Origin of the sequence: Anabaena sp. 90, from assembly GCF_000312705.1 — a bacterium.
Lineage (GTDB): Bacteria > Cyanobacteriota > Cyanobacteriia > Cyanobacteriales > Nostocaceae > Dolichospermum > Dolichospermum lemmermannii.
This window is the reverse complement of record NC_019427.1, coordinates 2,201,507-2,223,675: the sequence shown is the minus strand read 5'-3', so window position 1 is coordinate 2,223,675 and position 22,169 is coordinate 2,201,507. Positions and strand designations below refer to the sequence as shown.

The 22,169-nt window shown below is 38.9% G+C and carries 15 protein-coding genes; 5 read left to right on the top strand and 10 right to left on the bottom strand.

Annotated features, from left to right (window positions below; translation table 11 throughout):
* The first annotated feature begins 2 nt into the window (after window positions 1-2).
* Window positions 3-2,945 carry an excinuclease ABC subunit UvrA gene (gene uvrA, locus ANA_RS09770; RefSeq protein WP_015079910.1) on the top strand — a complete coding sequence of 981 codons (2,943 nt, stop codon included), beginning with the start codon at window positions 3-5 and terminating at the stop codon, window positions 2,943-2,945.
* A 396-nt stretch (window positions 2,946-3,341) separates the two neighbouring features.
* Here the strand turns inward: uvrA and ANA_RS09765 are convergent, their stop codons facing one another.
* Window positions 3,342-5,321 (bottom strand): ABC1 kinase family protein, encoded by a 1,980-nt coding sequence (locus ANA_RS09765; RefSeq protein ID WP_015079909.1) that lies wholly within the window; start codon window positions 5,319-5,321, stop codon window positions 3,342-3,344.
* A gap of 292 nt (window positions 5,322-5,613) precedes the next feature.
* On the opposite strand from ANA_RS09765, the gene ANA_RS09760 reads away from it, so the two are divergent.
* From ANA_RS09760 to ANA_RS23515, 4 genes are all read left to right on the top strand, one after another.
* Window positions 5,614-6,540, top strand: coding sequence for an undecaprenyl-diphosphate phosphatase (locus ANA_RS09760; RefSeq protein ID WP_015079908.1), 927 nt, complete (start codon window positions 5,614-5,616; stop codon window positions 6,538-6,540).
* A 282-nt stretch (window positions 6,541-6,822) separates the two neighbouring features.
* Window positions 6,823-8,148, top strand: coding sequence for a TIGR03279 family radical SAM protein (locus ANA_RS09755; protein ID WP_015079907.1), 1,326 nt, complete (start codon window positions 6,823-6,825; stop codon window positions 8,146-8,148).
* Between the two features lie 183 nt (window positions 8,149-8,331).
* Complete coding sequence (locus tag ANA_RS09750; protein ID WP_015079906.1) at window positions 8,332-9,558, top strand: EAL domain-containing response regulator; 1,227 nt, start codon at window positions 8,332-8,334, stop codon at window positions 9,556-9,558.
* Window positions 9,559-9,671: 113 nt separating this feature from the next.
* Complete coding sequence (locus tag ANA_RS23515; protein ID WP_015079905.1) at window positions 9,672-12,668, top strand: diguanylate cyclase domain-containing protein; 2,997 nt, start codon at window positions 9,672-9,674, stop codon at window positions 12,666-12,668.
* A gap of 54 nt (window positions 12,669-12,722) precedes the next feature.
* Here ANA_RS23515 and ANA_RS09740 read toward each other — a convergent pair whose 3' ends face one another.
* The 9 genes from ANA_RS09740 to dndC form a co-directional block, all read right to left on the bottom strand.
* Window positions 12,723-13,481, bottom strand: coding sequence for a HEAT repeat domain-containing protein (locus ANA_RS09740; RefSeq protein ID WP_015079904.1), 759 nt, complete (start codon window positions 13,479-13,481; stop codon window positions 12,723-12,725).
* A 42-nt stretch (window positions 13,482-13,523) separates the two neighbouring features.
* Window positions 13,524-14,048 carry a GNAT family N-acetyltransferase gene (locus ANA_RS09735; RefSeq protein ID WP_015079903.1) on the bottom strand — a complete coding sequence of 175 codons (525 nt, stop codon included), beginning with the start codon at window positions 14,046-14,048 and terminating at the stop codon, window positions 13,524-13,526.
* An 18-nt stretch (window positions 14,049-14,066) separates the two neighbouring features.
* Window positions 14,067-14,204 carry a hypothetical protein gene (locus ANA_RS27045; RefSeq protein ID WP_168204386.1) on the bottom strand — a complete coding sequence of 46 codons (138 nt, stop codon included), beginning with the start codon at window positions 14,202-14,204 and terminating at the stop codon, window positions 14,067-14,069.
* Between the two features lie 49 nt (window positions 14,205-14,253).
* Window positions 14,254-15,597 (bottom strand): RNA-guided endonuclease InsQ/TnpB family protein, encoded by a 1,344-nt coding sequence (locus ANA_RS09730; RefSeq protein WP_015079902.1) that lies wholly within the window; start codon window positions 15,595-15,597, stop codon window positions 14,254-14,256.
* Window positions 15,598-15,908: 311 nt separating this feature from the next.
* On the bottom strand, window positions 15,909-16,313 hold the full coding sequence (locus tag ANA_RS09725) for a hypothetical protein (protein WP_015079901.1): 405 nt from the start codon (window positions 16,311-16,313) through the stop codon (window positions 15,909-15,911).
* Window positions 16,298-17,827 (bottom strand): AmpG family muropeptide MFS transporter, encoded by a 1,530-nt coding sequence (locus ANA_RS09720; protein ID WP_015079900.1) that lies wholly within the window; start codon window positions 17,825-17,827, stop codon window positions 16,298-16,300. Before ANA_RS09720 ends, ANA_RS09725 begins: the two co-directional genes overlap by 16 nt.
* Window positions 17,828-17,842: 15 nt before the next feature.
* Window positions 17,843-18,238, bottom strand: a complete 396-nt coding sequence (dndE, locus tag ANA_RS09715; RefSeq protein ID WP_015079899.1) for a DNA sulfur modification protein DndE — start codon at window positions 18,236-18,238, stop codon at window positions 17,843-17,845.
* Window positions 18,239-18,324: 86 nt separating this feature from the next.
* Window positions 18,325-20,313: a DNA sulfur modification protein DndD gene (dndD, locus tag ANA_RS09710; protein WP_041458349.1), complete on the bottom strand. Its 1,989-nt coding sequence runs from the start codon at window positions 20,311-20,313 to the stop codon at window positions 18,325-18,327.
* A gap of 210 nt (window positions 20,314-20,523) precedes the next feature.
* Window positions 20,524-22,149, bottom strand: a complete 1,626-nt coding sequence (gene dndC / locus ANA_RS09705; protein WP_015079897.1) for a DNA phosphorothioation system sulfurtransferase DndC — start codon at window positions 22,147-22,149, stop codon at window positions 20,524-20,526.
* Window positions 22,150-22,169 lie beyond the last annotated feature (20 nt).

Below are 22,169 nucleotides of genomic sequence, written 5' to 3'. Positions count from 1 at the left end.
ATATGTCAGAAAATCTAGCTGCTTCTTTAAACGATGTGCTTCCAACCGCTCACAATAGCCAGAATACTATCCGCATTCGGGGCGCTAGGCAGCATAATCTGAAAAATATTGATTTGGAATTACCCCGCGATCGCCTGATTGTCTTTACTGGCGTTTCTGGTTCGGGTAAGTCTTCTTTAGCCTTCGATACCATTTTCGCTGAAGGTCAACGCCGTTATGTAGAATCCCTCAGCGCCTATGCTCGGCAATTTTTGGGACAGTTGGATAAACCCGACGTTGAAGCAATTGAAGGTTTAAGTCCGGCAATTTCCATTGACCAAAAATCAACTTCCCATAATCCCCGTTCGACGGTGGGGACAGTCACGGAAATTTATGATTATCTGCGCTTGTTATATGGTCGCGCTGGTGAACCCCATTGTCCCATCTGCGATCGCTCTATTGCCCCTCAGACCATTGACCAGATGTGCGATCGCATCATGGAACTTCCCGACCGTACCCGCTTCCAAATTCTAGCCCCTGTAGTCCGGGGGAAAAAGGGAACTCACCGCAAATTAATTTCCGGTTTAGCCGCGCAAGGATTTGTCCGCATTAGGGTAAATGGAGAGGTGCGAGAGCTATCAGATTCCATCGAGTTAGACAAAAATAACACACATACTATAGAACTGGTTATTGACAGATTAGTTAAAAAAGATGGTATTCAAGAGCGTTTGGTGGATTCTCTAGCAACCTGTCTTAAGCAATCTAACGGAATCGCCACAATTGAGGTATTAAAAGACACATCGGATAAGATAGCGCTGGAGCGGTCTGATAGTAAGTATATAGCAACTGAGGCAGAAAATCAAGGTATTTCCGCACAAGAATTACCCACAGAAATGGTGTTTTCGGAAAACTTTGCTTGTCCCGAACATGGTGCGGTAATGGAAGAATTATCCCCCCGATTGTTTTCTTTTAATTCCCCTTATGGTGCTTGTCCCCATTGTCATGGGATTGGGACTTTAAGAAGATTTTCCCCGGAGTTGGTTGTACCTAATCCAGATTCGCCCATGTATGCAGCGATCGCTCCTTGGTCAGAAAAGGAAAACTCCTATTATTTGGAGTTGTTATATGCTGTGGGGTTGAATTATGGCTTTGAGTTACAAACTCAATGGGGGAAGTTGACACCGGAACAGCAAAAAGTTGTCTTGTATGGGGAAGAGAAACGAACCACAGAGGCGCAGAGGTCGCAGAGTTTTAAGGGTGTAATTCCCATTTTACAAAGACAGTATGAAGGGGGAACGGAGTTAGTTAAACAGAAATTAGAAGAATATTTAATTGACCAACCCTGCGAAGTTTGCGGTGGGAAAAGATTAAAACCGGAAGCCTTAGCTGTGAAGTTAGGACAATATGGAATTTTAGATTTTACCAGTGTTTCCATTCGAGAATGTCGGGAAAGAATCGAAAAATTAAAATTGAGTACTAGACAAACTCAAATAGCTGATTTAGTTCTCAGAGAAGTTAAAGCCAGATTACAATTTTTATTAGATGTTGGCTTAGATTATCTCACCTTAGATCGTCCCGCTATGACATTATCAGGTGGAGAAGCCCAACGCATTCGATTAGCCACACAAATCGGTTCAGGACTAACAGGAGTTCTTTACGTTTTAGATGAACCAAGTATTGGGTTACATCAAAGAGATAACGGAAAATTACTCAAAACATTAACCAAATTACGCGACTTAGGAAATACCTTAATAGTTGTGGAACATGATGAAGAAACTATCCGCGCTGCTAACTATATAGTTGATATTGGTCCCGGTGCAGGAATTCATGGGGGAAATATTATTTCCGAAGGCAGTTTTGAGGATTTACTCAACGCAGAAGCATCTTTAACTGGTGCTTACCTATCAGGAAGAAGAGTCATCACTACCCCAGCTAAAAGACGAGAAGGAAATGGCCGCGCCTTAACTATTAGAAATGCCCATCGTAACAACTTACAAAATATAGATGTAGAAATTCCCTTGGGAAAACTTGTCTCCGTTACAGGTGTTTCTGGTTCAGGAAAATCTACCTTAATTAACGAATTACTTTATCCAGCCTTACAACATCATTTACTGAAAAAAGCTCCCGCACCCAAAGACATGGATGAAATCAAGGGTTTAAACTGCGTTGATAAAGCCATTGTCATTGACCAATCACCCATTGGGAGAACTCCCCGTTCTAACCCTGCAACTTACACCGGAGTTTTCGATATTATTCGTGATGTTTTTTCCCAAACTGTTGAAGCTAAAACCAGAGGTTATAAACCTGGACAATTTTCTTTTAATGTTAAAGGTGGACGGTGTGAAGCTTGTAGTGGACAAGGTGTAAATGTCATCGAAATGAATTTTCTCCCTGACGTTTATGTACAATGTGAAATTTGCAAAGGTGCGAGATATAACCGGGAAACTCTCCAAGTTAAATATAAGGATAAATCAATTTCTGATGTTTTGAATATGACGGTTGAAGAAGCATTAGATTTCTGTCAAAATATTCCCAAAGCCCTAACTAGATTACAAACTTTATTTGATGTTGGTTTGGGTTATGTGCAATTAGGACAACCAGCCACAACTTTATCTGGTGGAGAAGCCCAACGGGTGAAATTAGCCACGGAATTATCTCGACGCGCGACTGGGAAAACACTTTATTTAATAGATGAACCAACTACAGGTTTATCTTTTTATGATGTCCACAAATTGTTGGACGTTTTACAAAGATTGGTAGATAAGGGAAATTCCATTTTAGTGATTGAACATAATTTAGATGTCATTCGTTGTTCTGATTGGGTGATAGATTTGGGACCTGAAGGTGGAGATAAGGGCGGAGAACTGATTGCTGCGGGAACGCCTGAAGATGTGGCAAAAAATCCTCGTTCTTATACTGGTCAATATTTACAGCAGGTGTTGGCGCAATATCCAGCAGTTATCTAAACTATGATTTGTGTGATTAATCTGATTTTTTTGATTAATTCATCATCTAAACTATGATTTTTTTGATTAATTTGATTTTTGTGATTAATTAATTATCTAAACTATGATTTTTTTGATTAATTTGATTTTTGTGATTAATTAATTATTTCAATCATCCCAATCATCTAAACTATGATTTTTTTGATTAATCTGATTTTTGTGATTAATTAATTATTTCAATCATCCCAATCATCTAAACTATGATTTGTGTGATTAATTTGATTTTTGTGATTAATTAATTATTTCAATCATCCCAATCATCTAAACTATGATTTTTTTGATTAATTTGATTTTTGTGATTAATTAATTATTTCAATCATCCCAATCATCTAAATCAGAAAAATCACAGTTTAGACATTATGCTAATAATTCTCGAATTATCCGAGTTACAGCTTTTTGAGTAACACGAGTGGCAATTTGTTGACCTAAAAGTTGAACTCCTGGATTAACAATGATTTGGGCTAATTGGGGGGCTAACTTTGTCGCATCAAAGCCTTTAGTTTCTCGCAAAATCCCAGCAATGCGTTTAATATATTCTAAAGTTTGTTGTTGTTCAACACTTGCTGAAGGAATTTGATTGATTGCGGTGATTCCTACCCTTTCTCGCAGTACATAAGTCAAGTTATGCAAGGCATTTTTACTAACAGCATCTACACCGTTGAAAAATTCATCAACTAATCTGTCACGAATAAATGAACCTCGGTCAGAAGAGAGAAATTCTACTCCTTGATTAACAACCAAATTAAGATCATATTCTTGGTTACTGCGGGCATTTTTTAACAAATTTTCCAACCGATTCCAGCGAAATTTACCATCTTTAAACAGTAATTCTTGTAATGATGTTCTTAACTCATTTGCCGGATCTGTTAAAAGCCGTTTAGCAACATAAGGATAGGCTTCACTGAGAACTTTAAAATCGGGATCTATATAAATTGCAATCCCTTCCAAAGTCACAAGAGAACGAATAATTAAAGCGTAATAGGGAGGGACGCGGAAAGGATATTCATACATTAAAGCTGATAAATCATCGGTGATGCTTTTAATATTCAAATCCGCGACACTTGCACCTTCGGCATTAGCAAATACCTTTGCAAAAGCGGGAACGATGGGGGTAAGGTCTGTTTCTGGACTGAGGAATTCTAACTTTACATAGTCTTTTGCTAAACTATCAAATTCTCGATTGACAACGTGGACAATTGCCTCAATTAAACCATAACGTTGGGCTGGTTTAACTTCGCTCATCATGCCAAAATCGAGATAAGCTAATTTACCATCCATTGTCGCTAACAAGTTACCTGGGTGAGGGTCAGCATGAAAAAATCCATGTTCTAATAATTGACGTAAAGAACACTGGACACCAACTTCAATTAAATACCGCGCATTGATTCCTAAAGCGGCAATTTTTTCGGGTTGAGTTAATTTAATGCCGTTAATCCATTCCATCGTTAAAACGCGACGGTTGGTGTATTCCCAGTAAATTTTGGGGACATAAATATCCTTCATGTGACCATATAATTCAAAAAAGCGTTCCGCATTTTCGCCTTCATGAATATAGTCCATTTCTTCAAAAATGCGATCGCCTAATTCATCTAAAATCCCCACTAAATCACTGCGGACTCGCTGGAAATTGTGCTGTATCCAACCAGCCAAATTCCGCAAAATATACAAATCTATAGTAATTTTTTCTCGTAAATCTGGGCGTTGTACCTTAATCGCTACTTCTTCGCCAGTTTTCAATCTTCCCTGATATACCTGTCCTAAAGAAGCCGCCGCAATCGGTTGTGAAGACAATTCTGCATAAATCTCTAATGGTGTTGCTCCCAATTCTTCCTCAATAAACTGGTAAGCTATTTCATTAGGAAAAGCTGGTAATTGATCTTGGAGTCTAGTTAATTCTTCCAGGTAAATTGGTGGGACTAAATCTGGTCTAGTGGATAAAGCCTGACCAATTTTAATGTAAGCTGGACCCAACTTTGTTAATAAATCTCTGAGCTGAACAGCGCGACGACGTTCATTTTTAACCAAAATTCCCCATTGCTTATCCCACCATAACCCAAAGACAAAGGACAGAATTGGTTTTAAAACCGTCAAAATCCGCCCGATAACTTGCAGGAATCGCCCACTATACTGTGCTTGTATTTCCACAGGATCATACAGCATCGACTCCGGTTCAGATCCCACCCGCACCCGATGTCTGGGCTGTGGAGAAGCTTCAGCCGATTTGATTGCTACAGTCTGTGGATTTTGTTCTGCTACTACCTCAATTACGGACAATTCGCCTCCGCGACTGTCCTCCTGACTTGTTCGAGAACTAGAGGGAAGTGTCTTAACCATCATGAAGAAGCCACCAGTTAGATCAACGTTGTTAAATATTGTAACAATATCTTGTCTTTTCGGGATATCTTCAAAAATTATAAATTAATGCTTTGATATTTTTTGTCAATAAACGCAGCATAGTATATTTAGGCGGAAAACAACATAACTAAATATATTTAAGGACGTTCAGGCAGAAACCAATAATCACTTTGTAACCCACATTCCTATAATATTTTTGCTAAAAAGACTGACAACAACCAGGTAAAGTTGGATAGTTTGCTAGAATTACCTATTGATCTTGGGAGTCTTGTTAATGACAACAATCTTAGAAGTAAATAGTACAAACTTACTATTACTGCAATTGTTACAGGTAGGAATGCCTACCCAAGCAGCCACTAGTCAAGTTGATTTAGTTCAAGGAGTAATCCAGGCATTTATTTTAGGGATTGTGCAAGGGATTACAGAGTTTTTACCAATTAGTAGTACAGCACATTTAATCATTGTGACGAAGGTATTTGGTTGGAAAGAACTGGGTTCTAAAGATTTTGTTGATGCTATTCAATTTGGAAGCGTAATTGCAATTTTGTGGTATTTTTGGGCTGTTATTTCTAGTTTAGTGAAAGGTGCAATTACAGCTTTTAAAACTAAAGACTGGGAAAGCGAAGAATGGAAAATTGTTGTCGGGATTGCGGTGGGGACAATTCCCGCTTTAACTATTGGGTTTTTGTTAAAAGATGTGATCCCAGAAAGTTCCTTAATTATTGCGATCATGTCAATTATTATGGCGATTTTGCTAGGGTTAGCGGAAAAAATTGGGAGTCGTAAACGGGGTTTTGCTACTTTGGAAATTCGAGATGGTATTTTAGTAGGATTGGGACAAACTTTAGCTTTAGTTCCGGGCGTTTCTCGTTCAGGTTCCACTTTAACTACTGGCTTATTTCTAGGATTAGAAAGAGAAGCAGCCGCGAAATTTTCATTTTTGTTAGGATTTCCCACTTTGACAATTGCGACTTTATATAAAAGTCTGAAAATCTTCAAAATGTTTGAATCAGGTGAATTACCAGATAATATTGTGATTCTGTTAATTGTTGGCATCATTTCTACTTTTATTTTTTCCTATTTATCAATTGCTTTTTTAATCAAATACTTGCAAACTAAAAACACATTGGTTTTTGTTTGGTATAGGTTGGCTTTTGGTATTTCCATTTTATTAGCGATCGCTGCTGGTTGGCCAGGATAACTCTGATAGAATATTTACACTAGGTGGGGATTGGGGATTGGATATTAAATTTTAGATTTTGGATCATGTTAAATTAACTTCTATCTAAAATTTTTATCCCCTAACAACTGTACGGGCGAAGCATTTGGAGAACTATTTTTGGCAATGACCGATAATTTATCTTCCAAATGCTTCGCCCCTACTGACAACTAACAACTGACAACTGACAGATCGATAATTTATCTTCCAAATGAATGCTTCGCCCCTACTAACAACTGACAACTGACAACTGACAACTAACTCATGACTACCATTCAACCTGCTAAAATTACCAAGGTGCTTGCTGACTCAATTGCGGAGGAAATTGGCTTTACAGCCGGTGATGCGATTGTGGCCATTAATGGCACACAACCTCGTGATTTAATTGATTATCAATTTTTGTGCGCTGATGAAATTCTGGAACTAGAAGTTTTAGATGCGACAGGGAAAACCCATCATGTCGAAATTGAAAAAGATTATGATGATGATTTAGGACTGGAATTTTCAACAGCTTTATTTGATGGTTTAATTCAGTGTAATAACCGTTGTCCCTTTTGCTTTATTGATCAACAACCACCGGGAAAACGGACTAGTTTATATTTAAAAGATGATGATTACCGATTAAGCTTTTTATATGGTTCTTATCTAACTTTAACGAATTTAACCGCGAAAGAATGGCAAAGAATTGAACAAATGCGATTATCACCTCTGTATGTTTCCGTGCATTCTACAGAACCAGATATAAGAATTAGACTTTTAAAAAATAATCGGGGTGGAGAAATATTATCACAAATTCGCTGGTTTCAAGAACGAAGATTACAAATTCATGCTCAAGTTGTTGTCTGTCCAGGGATAAATGATGGTGAACATTTAGAAAAGACATTACAAGATCTAACATCTTTTCATCCTGGAGAATTACCAACAGTAGCATCAATAGCAGTTGTTCCCGTGGGTTTAACGCGATTTCGTCCCCAGGAAGATGAACTCATACCTGTAACTAAGGAAAAAGCACAAGAGGTAATTTCTCAAGTTAAATTACTCTCTCAGAAATTTCGCAAAAAATATAATTCTAGTGTAGTGTGGTTAGCTGATGAATGGTTTTTAATTGCCGGGGAAGAATTACCTAGCGAAGCTGAATATGAAGAGTATCCCCAAATTGATAATGGTGTGGGTTCAATTCGCTTATTTATTAAACAATTTACCCAAACTGCAACTGAGTTATTACCACCGAAAATTACCAACCAACGCAGATTGACTTGGGTTGTCGGTAATGCAGTGGAAATAGCATTTCAACCCCTGGTACAACAATTAAATACTGTAGAAGGGTTAGAAGTGAATATGCGGGCTTTATGTAGCGATTATTGGGGACAGAGTATCAGTGTTACTGGGTTATTAACGGGACATGATTTACTGTTAAATCTTCAAGGACAAGATTTAGGAGAGGGAATTTTATTACCTAGTGTCATGCTTAAACATGGGGAACTGGTATTTTTAGATGATATGACGGTTGCAGAAGTATCCCAACAATTAAATGTCAGTATTTTCCCTGTGGCGGGAGTTGAGGAATTAATCAATACTTGTCTTCAATAGGATTGATGATTTACCAAAGTCTTTCCTATTCGACAACCATACTCAACACGGCTTAATTATTTGATTTAAGCGGGTAGGGGTTTAGCAATGCTAAACCCCTACAAATCTAGGTTTTTCGTGATTTTACAAAAGTCCATGTCCCAACCGTTTTGAGTATAACAACTGACAACTGGCAACTGACTAATGAATAGAAAGACAAAAATTTTAGTTATTGAAGATGAAAAATCAGTGCGGGAACATCTATTAGATTTGCTAGAATCTGAGAATTTTGAAGTTGTTGCTGCTGCTAATGGGAGAATAGGCTTAAATATGGCTATGTCAGAATATCCAGATTTAATTCTCTGTGATATGATGATGCCAGAATTAGACGGTTATGGCGTATTAACAGCATTGCGGCAAGAGCCATCAATATCAACTATTCCTTTCATTTTTTTAACTGCTAACTCGGCTAAATCTGATTTCCGTCAAGGGATGAATATGGGAGCAGATGATTACCTGACTAAGCCATTTACCAGGGCTGAATTATTGAGTGCTATCCTAAATAAGTTGAAAAATTATGCAAATTTAAAGAAGAATTTATTGGCTAATATTAATAAATTAACACCAAGAATGCAGTTGGTTTTAAATAATTTAAAAATAGCAATAAGAGAGAAAAATTTTGCAGATTTTGAGCTTCATTATCAACCAATTACCGATATTAATACTGGCAAAATTACCGCCGCAGAAAGTCTATTACGTTGGACAAATACGGAACTAGGAAGAGTATCACCACAGGAATTTATTCCTTTAGCAGAGACCAATGGATTAATTATTGATATTGGTAAATGGGTGTTAAATAGAGTTTGTCAGCAAATGCAAACTTGGCAAGATATTGGCATTTATAACTTAACCATAGCGGTTAATCTTGCATCAATTGAATTTAATCAACCAGATTTAATTCCCCAAATTATCAATTTGATATCTAGCCATAATATTCAATCAAATTGTTTAGAGCTTGAACTAACAGAAAGAATGATTATGGAAGATGTGGATATGGCAAGAGTAGCTATGAATAAACTACGCTCTTTAGGGGTAAAGATTGCCCTGGATGATTTTGGTGTTAGTAATAATTCATTGCTTACTCTCAAGCAATTACCAATGGATACACTCAAAATTGATCGTGATTTTATCCAAAATATTAATGATGATTACCGCAAAGCAGCAATTACAAAAAACTTGATTCAACTAGGACATGATTTGCAGCTAAAAATTATTGCTGAAGGGGTAGAAACTGAAGCAGAACTAGCATTTTTACGAGAAAATAACTGTGATGCTATTCAAGGCTTTATCTGTAGTCCACCATTACCTGCATTAGAATTCCAGAAGCTCTTATTGACCAATAAATCTTTATTTATTTATCCTAATGGTTAGAATAGATTTAAGTAGGTTAGCATTGAAAATCGTCGTTATGGCACTAGGCAAGAGGCAAGAGGCAAGAGTGAAGAGGGTTTGGGCGGCTCGTTTCCCACTTACCGCGAGGTTTTATGAATTCTCCCTCTCTTAATTGGTTCGCTAAAATATTCATCAAAGTCCCGCTAAAAACCTTGTTGATAGTGCCATTTGTTTTGCAAACCGTGGTGGTAGTAACACTGGTGGGTTATTTTTCCTACCGTAGTGGACAGGAGGCTGTGGAAAGTCTAGCAGATCAATTAATTACCGAGGTAGATAATCGCATTGAACAACATTTAAATAGTTATTTAGGCAAAGCCCAGGAAATCAACCGCACTAATATAGATGCTTTCGAGTCAGGAGTCTTAGATTTAAATGATTTTAACGCCCTGGGAAAATATTTTTATCGTCAGGTGCGATCTTTCAATTTTGCCTATGTTAACTTTGGCACTAAAGAGGGAGGATTTATCGGTGCTGGTTATGGGCTGGGTAATAAATTCGACATTGGAGAAATTCCCATATCGGACCAAAGCAAAAGCCTCAGCTACTCAGTAGATAACCAAGGAAATCGCCTCAAGTTAGTAGCTACTCTCAAAAACCCGCAATATAATAATGCTGCCTGGTACTTAGATGCGGCCAAAGCTGGTAAACCGATTTGGAGTTCTATTTATACATGGGCAAATGTACCTGGTCGCATCTGCATTTCCGCCAGCACTCCAGTTTATGACCAGCAGAAAGGATTATTAGGTGTACTTGGTATTGATCTCGAACTTTCGCACATTAGTGAATTTCTGAAAAAACTGGATTATGGAAAATCAGGTCATATTTTTATTATCGAGCGATCAGGGTTGATTGTTGCTAGTTCCCAAGGTGAATCTTCTGCCCCTACTGTCAATGGCAAAGCGACAAGATTACAAGCCCTGCATAGCCGTGAACCTGTGATTCGTGACATAACTCAGGATTTAATCCAGCGGTTTGGCAATTTGCAAGCTATCTCCAAAACCCAACTTTTTCACCCGTCTTTGTCACAAAAACTCTTTGTGAGAGTGACACCATACCGCGACGATTACGGCTTAGATTGGCTCGTGGTGACGGTGATTCCGAAATCGGAATTTATGGCAGAAATTCATGCTAATGCCCACAGAACCCTGATTATCTGTAGTTTATCACTGCTAATTGCTGTGGGAACGGGTAGTTTCACTGCAAACTGGATAGCTAAACCAATTTTACGCTTGAGTCGAGCTAGTCAAGCTATGTCCAAAGGAGTATGGCAAGAGTCTTTATCTGAAGATATAACAATTGCAGAACTCAAGGTTTTAGCAACATCCTTTAACCAGATGTCCACTCAAGTCAAAAAAGCTTTTCAGGAATCAGAAACTAAATTTTCGACCATTTTTCATACTACTCCTGACCCTGTTTGGATTGCCACCTTAGCAGAAGGAAAATTTTTGAATGTTAATGAAAGTTTTTGCCAATTTTGGGGAGATACACCAGAAAATATCCTTGGCAAAACCAGTGAGCAATTAGGATTGTGGAAGAATATAGAGAATTTACACCACTTCAAAGAGAGACTAATTAATGAAGGCAGTATCGTCAATTTTAAACTGGTAATTTGTACTCAATCCCAGCAAACTAAAACCGTTCTCATCTCAGCTAAGGTGCAATACTTGGGTGAACAGGATTGTCTGATTGGTGTCATCAGAGATGTTAGCGATCTCTACGATGAACTTCGTTTACGCAAACAGACAGAAATCGCCTTGCACAAAAGTGAAGCTATGTTGTTAGAAGCCCAGCAGCTTGCTCACATTGGTAACTGGGACTATGATGTGATCACAGGTAAAATTACTTGGTCTACTCAGCTATTCCAGATTTTAGGACGTGACCAGACACTGGGTGAACCTACTTACGAAGAAATTCTCCGGCTTCACTATCCCCAAGATGCCGAACAGTTACACCAGGCAGTTGAGCGATCGCTCTCTACAGGAGAATCCTATCAATTGGAACTGAGGGTTGTCAAGGCAGATGGCTCTTTTCAGTATACAGAAGCTAGAGGCAAGGCCGAACTCAATGCCCAAGGACAAGTGATTCGGCTGTTTGGCACAACCCAAGACATGACTGAGCGCAGACAAATAGAAGATCAACTGCGAGCGAGTCAGCATTTTATTGAACAGATTACAGAACTAACGCCAAACCTACTGTATATTTACGACCATATCGAACAGCGTAATGTTTACATAAATCGTTCTGTTGCCGAAATATTGGGCTATTCTGCCACAGCGATTCAGTCCATGGGAGCTAACTTGTTTCCTATTATTTGTCATCCCGATGATCTATATCTGGTCTATCAGTCCATGCAACAGCTTGATAGTCTGCAAGATCGTGAGTTCGTGGAAGTAGAGTATCGCGTTAAGAATGCTCAAGGGCAATGGTGTTGGCTTTATAGTCGAGATATGGTGTTTTCTAGAACTGCGGATGGTAGGCTAAAGCAAACTTTAGGAACGTCCCAAGATATCAGCAAACGCAAAAAAGTAGAATTAGCTTTGCGAGAAGCAGAATATAACCTCAGATTAGCAAATCAGGAACTGGAAAAACTAGTCAATATTGATGGGTTAACGCAAATTGCCAATCGTCGCTGTTTTGATCATCGTTTAGAGCAAGAATGGCAGCGACTATACCGAGAACAGGAATTTTTATCTTTATTGTTATTTGATGTTGATTATTTTAAACGCTATAATGATGCCTACGGTCATCTACTAGGGGATGAATGCTTGATTAAAATTGCTCAGTCTGTACAACAGGTTATATTCCGTCCGGCGGATTTATTGGCTCGCTATGGTGGGGAAGAATTTGTGGTTATTTTACCCAATACGGACATTGATGGGACGATGGTGATCGCTCAACGAATTCATACTGCAATTCAAGATTTAGCAATTCCTCATCAAGCCTCGAAAGTAAGTAATATAGTTACTATTAGTATCGGCATTAGCAGTTTGATACCTACTTCCGAATTATCACCATCAAACCTGATTGAACAAGCTGATCAAGCACTCTATCGAGCTAAACAACAGGGACGCAATCAGTCTGTACTGTGATTTTTGGGATTTTGATGATTTTGATGATTTTTTATTAATGACTCCTGATTCCTCCTAAAACCATCCTTCTTGTTCGAGGGTTTCGATTAATTGTAAACCGCGAGGATCTCCTACGCCTAGAAGTGAGGCTTTGGTATCTGCTCTCACTCCTAAGTCTTTATCTTCGGCAAAAGCTTGGATTAATGCGTCTATAGCTGTGGCATAGACGACGTTAGATGGTAGTTCTTTACAAAGCTGGCCAATTGTCCAAGCGGAGTTACTTCGCACAGCGGCGATGGGGTCTGTAACTAAGGCTTCAATTAGGGCAGGAATTGCGCCGACGATGGCTTCATAACCTACTTCTGTCATCTGTGCTAGGGCGCTGGCTGCCCAGAGACGGACGGCGGGAATATCGGTTCTCAGGGCATTAGTGAGGGGTGCTAAGGAACGGCGATCGCGGCAATTACCCAAAGCCCAAACTACACCTTTACGAACATAACCATTAAAATCGCGGTTAAGTTGCATAATCAACGGTTCTACGGCTTCCTTGGCGGGGTTGCGGCCAATACCGTAGGCTGCACTGACTCGCACTAGGGGACAATTATCTGTTAGAAGATGGATGAGATAAGGTGTTGCCCGTTCATCTTGAATATCACAAAAAGCACGCGCTGCTAACATCCGTTGTTGAGGCTGGGGATTTTCTAAAAGTACCAGCATTAATTCGGGATCAGGTTTTTCCACTTCTGATTCATCAGCAAGTGGTTCTATTTTATCTAAGGGGCTTCCTAGCTCCGCTTCGGTATCGAGTAGGCTGAGTTCGTATTCGTCGTACATAATTATTTCACTGTAACCCTATTCCCCGTTCCCTGTTCCCTGTTAAGAGTTCCCTAACTCAAGTGATTTTACCATCCAGAGGGATTGTTCTTGATAACCAAGTTGATGATAAAGATTTAATGCGGGTGTATTTGATTGAAATACTTGTAGTCCGATTTGGCGATCACCTTTTTGTGTAGCCCAATCTTCTATATAAGCCATCAATCCTTTACCAATGCCTCTGTGTCTATATTCTGGGATGACATAGAGGAGAAAGATGTGCGGATGGCGATCGCCACTAACCTGATCTATCGCATTCCCCACCCATAAACAAGCTACGGGTGATTGGTAATTGGTAATTGGTAATTGGTGAATAATTTCCTCCCCTACCTCCCCTACCTCCCCTGCCTCTTCATAAACCCACCATACAGGGGTATCACGACAGAAGTATTGCTCAACTGTATGTGCCAAGTGGGAAAAATCTTGATCAGGGAATTGTTCTTGGTAACTCCTTTGCATAAACTTAACCAAGAGGGCTTTATCGAGAGTAGAACCTTGGCGAAAAGAATAGCCTGGAAGTAAATTCACAATAGACCTATTCCCCAATTACTTGATTATCATCCCAATGGGGGCAGGGGCTGCCATATCGGAGGGTAAAAAGATGCGGGCGCTGACTGCTACTAAGGCAAAGGTAAATATCAAGATTGCCAGCATTGGGGCGATGTATTGACGAAGAATAGCCATGTTGTTGATTGTAAATAAATAGCAGAAGTTATTGAACTGATTCTAGCAATTATTTGGGTTTAGCAAAGCATGGCTTTGACACTCTCAGGGAGCCAAGCCACTGAGATTCTGCGGACAGAATAGACTTGGGTAACACCCAAAGCCTGATTCTCGCTACGGTCGTCAAACACCGTCTACCCAGTAAGCCTAAGTCTAAGCTTAGATTGCTGGCTACTTTTTTTAAAATATTCGCACTGCCGTTTAAATCGGCGTTAACTATTGAGCCATTACTTGACTGATATAAGCCACGTTTAAGACGCTTTCCTGATGCTTTCCACCCTTCTGGCTTTTCGCCATACTTGGGTAGGGAGTCTCCATCTAGAAAACTAGCTTTTGACGTATATGCTTCTTCAGTTTCTTGAAATCTAATACCGTGCAAATCACAAAGTTGTTTCAACCTATCTTTGAGTTTACCCAAAGGCATTTGAACGAACTTTTGGTTATTGATTCTACCCATGGTGGCATTAGATTTAAAGCCTTCGTTCCAACCAATTACTAATGTGCCAATGCCATATTTTAAGCAATGGTCAATAATTAGTTTCGCTGCTTTATTAATACCATCACGCATTTGATGGTTACGTTTACGGGTTACACGGTCTAACCAAGCATCCCAATAAGCTTCTGATTTCCCCTCTTTTCTTGTTGATATTTTCTTGTTCCAAAGCTGATTCATGGCTTTCATTGACCGGGCATCAATCAATAGGGAATTACCCAATGTATCAACACAAGCCGCTAAATTATCAGCCGTTCCCAAGTCAATAGACAGAGCTTGATTAATGTCTAAATCATGCTGTTGTTTCTCAACTTCGTAAGACATCTCTAAATAAAAAGTACCATTTTTAGGTATGATAGTAAACTCTTTAACATTTGCTATGTTTAAATTTGACGGCATTGGTAGAAAAAATTCAGAAATTCCAAACCATCTTTTAACTGTTAATCCCAACGAAAATCTAAGTTGTCCATTAACTAGAGTTGGTTTTTGTCCACCGCTATTAGGATAGGCGACTTTAAAAAGTTTAGAACTTGTTAGATATCCGGGTACTTTGGGTTGAAAGTGTAATTGTCCTTTAAGAAACAAAGAACGCAATTCTTTAAATGATTTAAATGCCTCAATTACAGACAATAAAGTTTGTTGTGCGGGTGTAGAAGGCAAAGATTTCGCAACCATAGTTTTAGAAACTGAAGGTTCGTAAGCTAAATCAAATTTACCCGTTAACAACTTTCCAGTTTTAAAAAAAGTTTGTCTAGCGAAATAAATACCGCTGTTGTACAACTTCCCTGACTGCTGACAGAGATAATCTAATACCGCTTTTGTTTCATGATCGGGAGACAACAAAATCTCCTGTACTCCCATTGACTTTTTGAGTTTAGACATTGAGTTTAGACATTGTTTCGACCGCCAATGCTGTGACAATATAATCATATCATATTAATAGCAGATTGAGTGTATGTCTAGAAAAAAAGGAACTGTTATTTATTTGTCTGACGAAGATAAGGCAAAGTTAGAAAGAATTGCCGCAAACTGGGGAGTGTCTCAGTCATCGGCTACGCAAAGATTGATCAGAGAATACAAGCTAGAGTAGAAAATACCACAGCGGTTAAAACCGCTCGTGCCGTTTTCCTCTCAGCACTAAAGTGTCTGAGTTTCCCACTTACCGCGAGGTTCTATGATTGCTGATCCTGGTCTAATTCATTTAAGACTTTTTCACAGTACCAATTTTCGGGCATTCCCGGAACGTTTTGTTTGGCTTGTTCAATTAGTCTTTCCGCTGCCGCTACGTCCCCAGATAATCTAGCGATGAGGCGATTTTTGAGGTAGTTGCCGGTCACTTCTTCATCTGGTTGGTTGGGGATGGTGGGACTGATGACTTGCAGCGGTTCACGGCGCAGTTGCCAAAATAATACGTAATAAAGTGTCCCAAAAATTAGAATCAAGCTAATAGTTCCCAAGAGTGTGAGGAAATTAAAAGCCAGATTCTGTAAAACTAATTGTGAGAGGACATAGCCCAGTAATAGACCTGTGACTATCAGAACGAATGTACCGACCAGAATAACTACTTGTGTTCCCATATATCTTCTTCTTCTAGTCCTGGTCTAGTTGCTGCCAATACTTTGGGATTCCAAGGGGCAACAATAGGTAATAGTAGCAAACCAGGTAGCGCCGCCACAAGAGAAAGTAAGAAAAATGTCGGCCAACCTGTGGCTTTTGCCCAACTTCCTGCGGGTGCGGAAAGTACGTCTCGACTAATGGCCATGAGGCTGGAGAATAACGCAAACTGGGTGGTTGTGAATCGGTGGTTACAGAGACGCATTAAAAAGGCGACTGTAGCGACTGTGACTAATCCAGCCGAGAAGTTTTCAATGTTTACGGCTATGACTAACAGGGAATAATCTTTTTTATCAGCGATGCCTTCGGCGCGCGGAGCTATCGCTAGGGCATAATAACCTAAGTTACTCAATAATTGCAGCCCCCCAAATACCCACAAACTGCGATTTAAGTTAATTTTGGTCATGATCACACCCCCAGCTAATACGCCGACGGTGGTGGCAAGAAATCCCATCCCAGCTTGAATTGCGCCGATTTCGGTTTTGGTAAAGTCTATTTCTCTCAGAAATAAGTTGGCTGTGATGCCGACGAGGGAATCACCTAGTTTATAAAGTAATATAAAACCTAGTGTTAAACTCGCTTGTTTGATACCAAAGCGGTGAAAAAATTCTTTGAAAGGTAGGAAAATAGCTGTTTGTAAGTTTTCAGGTGGACTATCTTCGCTAACTTCATTTAGGAGGGAGTTTGGTAATAATACGGATGTCGTTATCCAAGCCACTAATAATCCTGCTAATAACCAATAAAATACAGGTTGGGGAATGAAGCCGACAAAAACGCCAGCTATTAACCCTGCTACTAGTAACGTGATCATGACTATAAAAATCACGTCTTTTCCAGAAATGGGGGCTAGTTGTGTTTTATTTTGTAGTTTGTGTTCTGCGGGCGACCACAAAGTAGTAAATATACTTCCCGCCATAATCACTGCCATGAGCAAATATACTACATTCCAAGGTAGATAATCTGCTAACACTAAGGCGAGGGAACTGGTAATAAATAGGGCGATCCGGTAGCCTAATACCCACACAGATGCCCCTGGTTGCGCCTCTAGGGGGTTTAAAATGTCTGTCCGGTAGGCATCACCAGCGATGTCCTGAGTGGCACTGAGGAAGGTAATAATCAGGCAATTGATGGCGAGGATTTGTAATACTTGTTCGCTTTGGGCTGGTTGTTGAAGGGCAAGGGCAGCGATCGCTAATACTAACCCAATTTGGGTAATAATTAACCAACCTCTTCTCCCACCTAATAATGGTGGTGTAAATCTATCTAATAGCGGCGACCAGAGAAATTTTAAGGAATAAGGTAAACTTAATAACCCAAATAAGGTGATTTTGGCAATATCAACTTTGGCATCTTGCATCCATAGTTGTAGGGTTCTACTCGTGAGGAATAGTGGTAAACCTGATGCAAAACCTAGTAATAATAAAGCACCCATTTTCTGGCTTTGGAAGGCCTGTCGGAGTGCTTGAATTTCTTTCATACAATAAGTGCAAAATCAGGATTTTACTTTTTTTGTGGCCTGTTCAATTAGATCTTCAATTTTCTTAATATTCTGATCTCCGGCTAAGTAACCAATACCTCGATGTAAATGTAAGCGAAATTGCGTAATTAGGGTTTCTCTATCTGTATCTAATCCGTCGTTGTAGCAGCGTTGTTTGAGGGCTAAAAGTAAAATATCGGACATTTCTCCCCCAAAAACCCGCCATGTCATTTCGACGTTGCTATCTTGGGGGATAGGTACGGGGGAAGGTGCAGCGGTTTCTGCTAGGGAACGACAAAACGCCCACCGACATAATATGTTCCATTGTTCTATTTTGGTGCTGCGTTTGAGTTTGAGGAGTTGTTCTTTGGCTGTTTGGGAGAGTTTGATTCTTTCTATTGGTGATTCCATGATTTTGGTAAAAAATATGAATTGAGTTTCGCGCAAAGGCGCTAAGGAGCAAAGACGCAAAGGAAGAAATTAAGAGGAGTTGGAGTTTACCAAAAATAACCGGCTTTGATTGTGGTTTCTCTTTTGTTGGAGTTATATTGGAGTAGGTATTCGCGGGCTATGGCTTCGGTTTCTTTCAGGTTTTGATATTCTTTTTTGCCGATTTCGGTGTCAGTGGAAAGGAGGATTACTTGATGGCTGGCTGAGGGAAAGTATCTTTCTACTAGGTTGTTGCGGTGGGAGGAGTCTAGTCTTCCTAATGGGGTGTCTATGGCGATAGGTAAGCGTCTTCCTGATACTTTGGCTAATCCCCACAAAAATGCGATCGCTAATAGTTGTTTTTCACCGGCGGAAAGCCGATGTTTGGGGACTTGTTTTCCGTTTAAATCATATAATGATAAGCCGAAGGTTTTGCTGTCTATAGCTATGCGATGTACTAGGTCTGATTTATGTAATAAATATAGAAAACAGTTTTTGACTTCTTCTTCTAATTTATTCAATTTTCTCAAAGTCAATCTTTCTCGAAATACTTTTAATGTTTGTTGAACTTTTAATGCAGAATCAATAATATGTTCACTATTTTGATATTTGATATTTTGTACAGTATATTCATTTAGTTCTTGTCTCAATTTTTTGGTTTCTGTATCTAATTCTATCAGTTTTTGAGTCATTATGTCTGACTGAGATTTAATTTTATTAAATTCAGTTTGTGCCTCTTTTACTGCTTTTTGTAGTTTTGTATATTCTTCGGGTGCAGCCGCAGTTTGTACTTGTCTTTCTAAGGTGAGAATTTCTTCTTCATAATTAGTTAATTCATCTAATTGCTTTTGGGCGGTGTTTTGGGAAACCTGTAAACGATAAGTTATATTGTCAAGTAAACTTAAACTTTCTTCATCTCCATTTAACCAATTATTTTCTGTTGATAAGTTATTGGTATATAAGTTATTGATATCTTCAGCTAAAAAAGATTGAATATTAGTAACTTTATTATTTTCTAGATTTAATTGTTGTAGCCAATTCAATAATCTTTCATCTCTAGCAATTAAGACATCTTTCGCTAATTGAATTTGTTGAGTTTTCAGTTCTTTTTCTCCCTGTCTTTGCACTTGAGATAATAAAGGACTAATTAAGGCTAAAGGTAAAACATCAGCAGCTAGTTCACACAAAGATTCACGGACATTATTCGCAACTTTAATTTTCTCTTCCTTTTGTTGTTCCAACTGACTACGTTCAGCAGCAATTTTACCACCTTCATTCACAAATCTATCTAAAGCCTCTTCATGAACTTTTTCTAATTCTGTAACTTCAATATTTATATCTGCTAGTTTTATCTGATTGTTTTCATATTCTGCCTGTTTTTCCTGAAGTCGGGTTTCAATTTCTGCTAATTTTTCTAAATCTTTTGTATCTGCAAATTCTCGTTTTTTGCGATTTACTAATATCTCTAAATCAATTGCTAATTTATCAGCTAATTCTAAACCCAAAAGTCCGTTAATAGCATCTACAACTATGGGCGGGGGTATTTCCTGTTCTGCAAGTTCTTTAACTTGTTCACCGTCAAAGAGAAATAAATTAGAAATACCTATAGGTAAAATATTTTCTATATATTCATCCCAAATATTTACTAATGAATCAATTGGCCATGTTTCATCATCTCCTAATATTCCTAATTGGTCTTTTCCGTCTTTGGGATTTTTTTCCCAAGTTCGGACAACGCGATATTTTATTGGTCTATCTTCTTCAATATGTTCAAAAACTAATTCAATTCTAGTCTTTTCTGTAGGGGTACTTTTACTATTTACACATTGGGTAAGAAAATCACTATAACTCAAATTTCCCCTGGTTGAACATTGGGCGCGTTGTCCATATAATGCGAGGCGAATGGCATCCATGAGGGTGGTTTTTCCGCCGCCATTCATTCCTCCTAATAAGATAATTGGACGGGCGTTGTCTTCGTCAATTTGGGGGTTGAGGTTGATGATTTGTTTTCCAGCATAAGGACCGAAGTTTTGCAAGACTAGTTCTAGGAAGATCATGGGTTTTTGGGTTGGGTATTCTAGTTTTTTTAAACGAACCACAGAGGCACAGAGGACACAGAGAAAGAGAGAAGGGAGATATTTATCTCGTTCCCTGTCTCTGACAGGGAATGCTGTCAAGAGGCTCTGCCTCGGTTATAATGAGTTGAGGTAAAACCTCAAAATTGGCATTCCCAGCCAGAGGCTAGGAACGAGGGTGGGGAGGATATTCTATTGGTCTGGGTTATCATCTGGGTTCTTTTGTGCATATTTGAAGTTAGCCCAAGTTTGTGGTTTACTCTCTTGTTTTTCGGCGGTATCTCCTAAACTTAATTGTTTGAATTTTTCCCGAATTGTCGCAACATCACCTTCTAATGCTGCTTGTCTTAAATCCCGTTTTAAATGGGCATTTGCGATCGCTTTTTCTGGTGAACGGGAACTTGTATCAAAGCATTTTTCTAGGCTTTCGTAGATACCCACACGGCGGGTTTTTTTCTTAAATTGTCTTTCTGTATCTAATAGTCTGGCCATTAGTTCTAGGTGCATTCCGTCACCTTCACAAATTTCTTCTAATACTCCCCATTCATCACTACCAAGTATGCTTTGATCTGCACCAGGACGAGGATCTTTAAATACTTCTCCTGTGACTTCTTCGTATATTTGGGGTAAACTATCATCAAATTCGTGTTTGTCTTCTAACCATATTCGACGGATAGCACTTAATTCTTCTAGAGTAATCAGAGTAATATCACCCATGTTTTTAGGTGCTGTTTGACGAACTTGTGTTTGCGCTGTTAATACTCGTCTTAGCCAATGTTCTCGCCAATATTTTGTATAAGGTCCGTGAATGGGTTCAATAGACGTTCCACCATCTACATTACGTTCAAATAATTGAACTTCTCCCCAGATACGACGAAAATCTCTTTTACTTCTGTCATCTTTAATATCTAATTCATTGCGAATATCTAATAGAGGCTGCATCCATTCTTTTTCTTCATCATTTTGGATCATGGCCTCCATTGATTTATCTTTACTAACAATTGTGCATACCCAGCAACCAAATCGAGAATCGCCACAACTAGGTGTAGAAGTATCAACAACTAAAGGACATTCATTATCTGCTGTTGCACCTCGATACATAGTAAATAAATCTTTATTGCTATATCCCCAAGGATTTTCAAGCTGATTGAGATAAATCCAAACTTCATCAGTAATCCAATCTTCTATAGGAAGATAAATCATAGAATTAGGTCTATTTGGATTCAAATTCATGTGATCACGTATCCGCCATTCTCGATGTTTAGCCATTGTGATGGAACGTTTGATACTTTCAGATTTACGAGTACCCAATACAAGAATTACTTCACCGTTAGTTTGAATTACTTCCCGAATAAAGCTGTCAGTGGGTTTAATTTTTAATCTGTCGGTACACCAACGCATACGATTACGTGGTGCTGGATAGCCTTTACCTATTAAGTTCACCCAAAAAGTATCTTTAATTGCAGGATAAAGCAGATGGGCTTGAATTGGCATTCCTTGTTCTTCAGCAGCAACTCTCATTCGTTCTAAAGAGTGGCGTACCCAAACAGAGACTACAGGGTTTTCTACTAGGGTATCTGTTGTAATTACATGAATTGGCTTAGTTTTTTTTTCCGGTGGGAGTTCAGCGATCGCATTCCAAATAAGCTGTAAAGTAGCAGTGCTGTCTTTTCCACCTGAATAGCCTACTACCCAAGGTATCTCATCTAAACAATACAATTCTTGAATTTCTGTCGTCAAAGCTTGGATATACTCCACTAACTCTGGTACAGTACGATTCGGCTGATTTTTATTTTCTGGCTGTTGTGTTGTAGTCATTTTTCCCTACCTGTGGATAC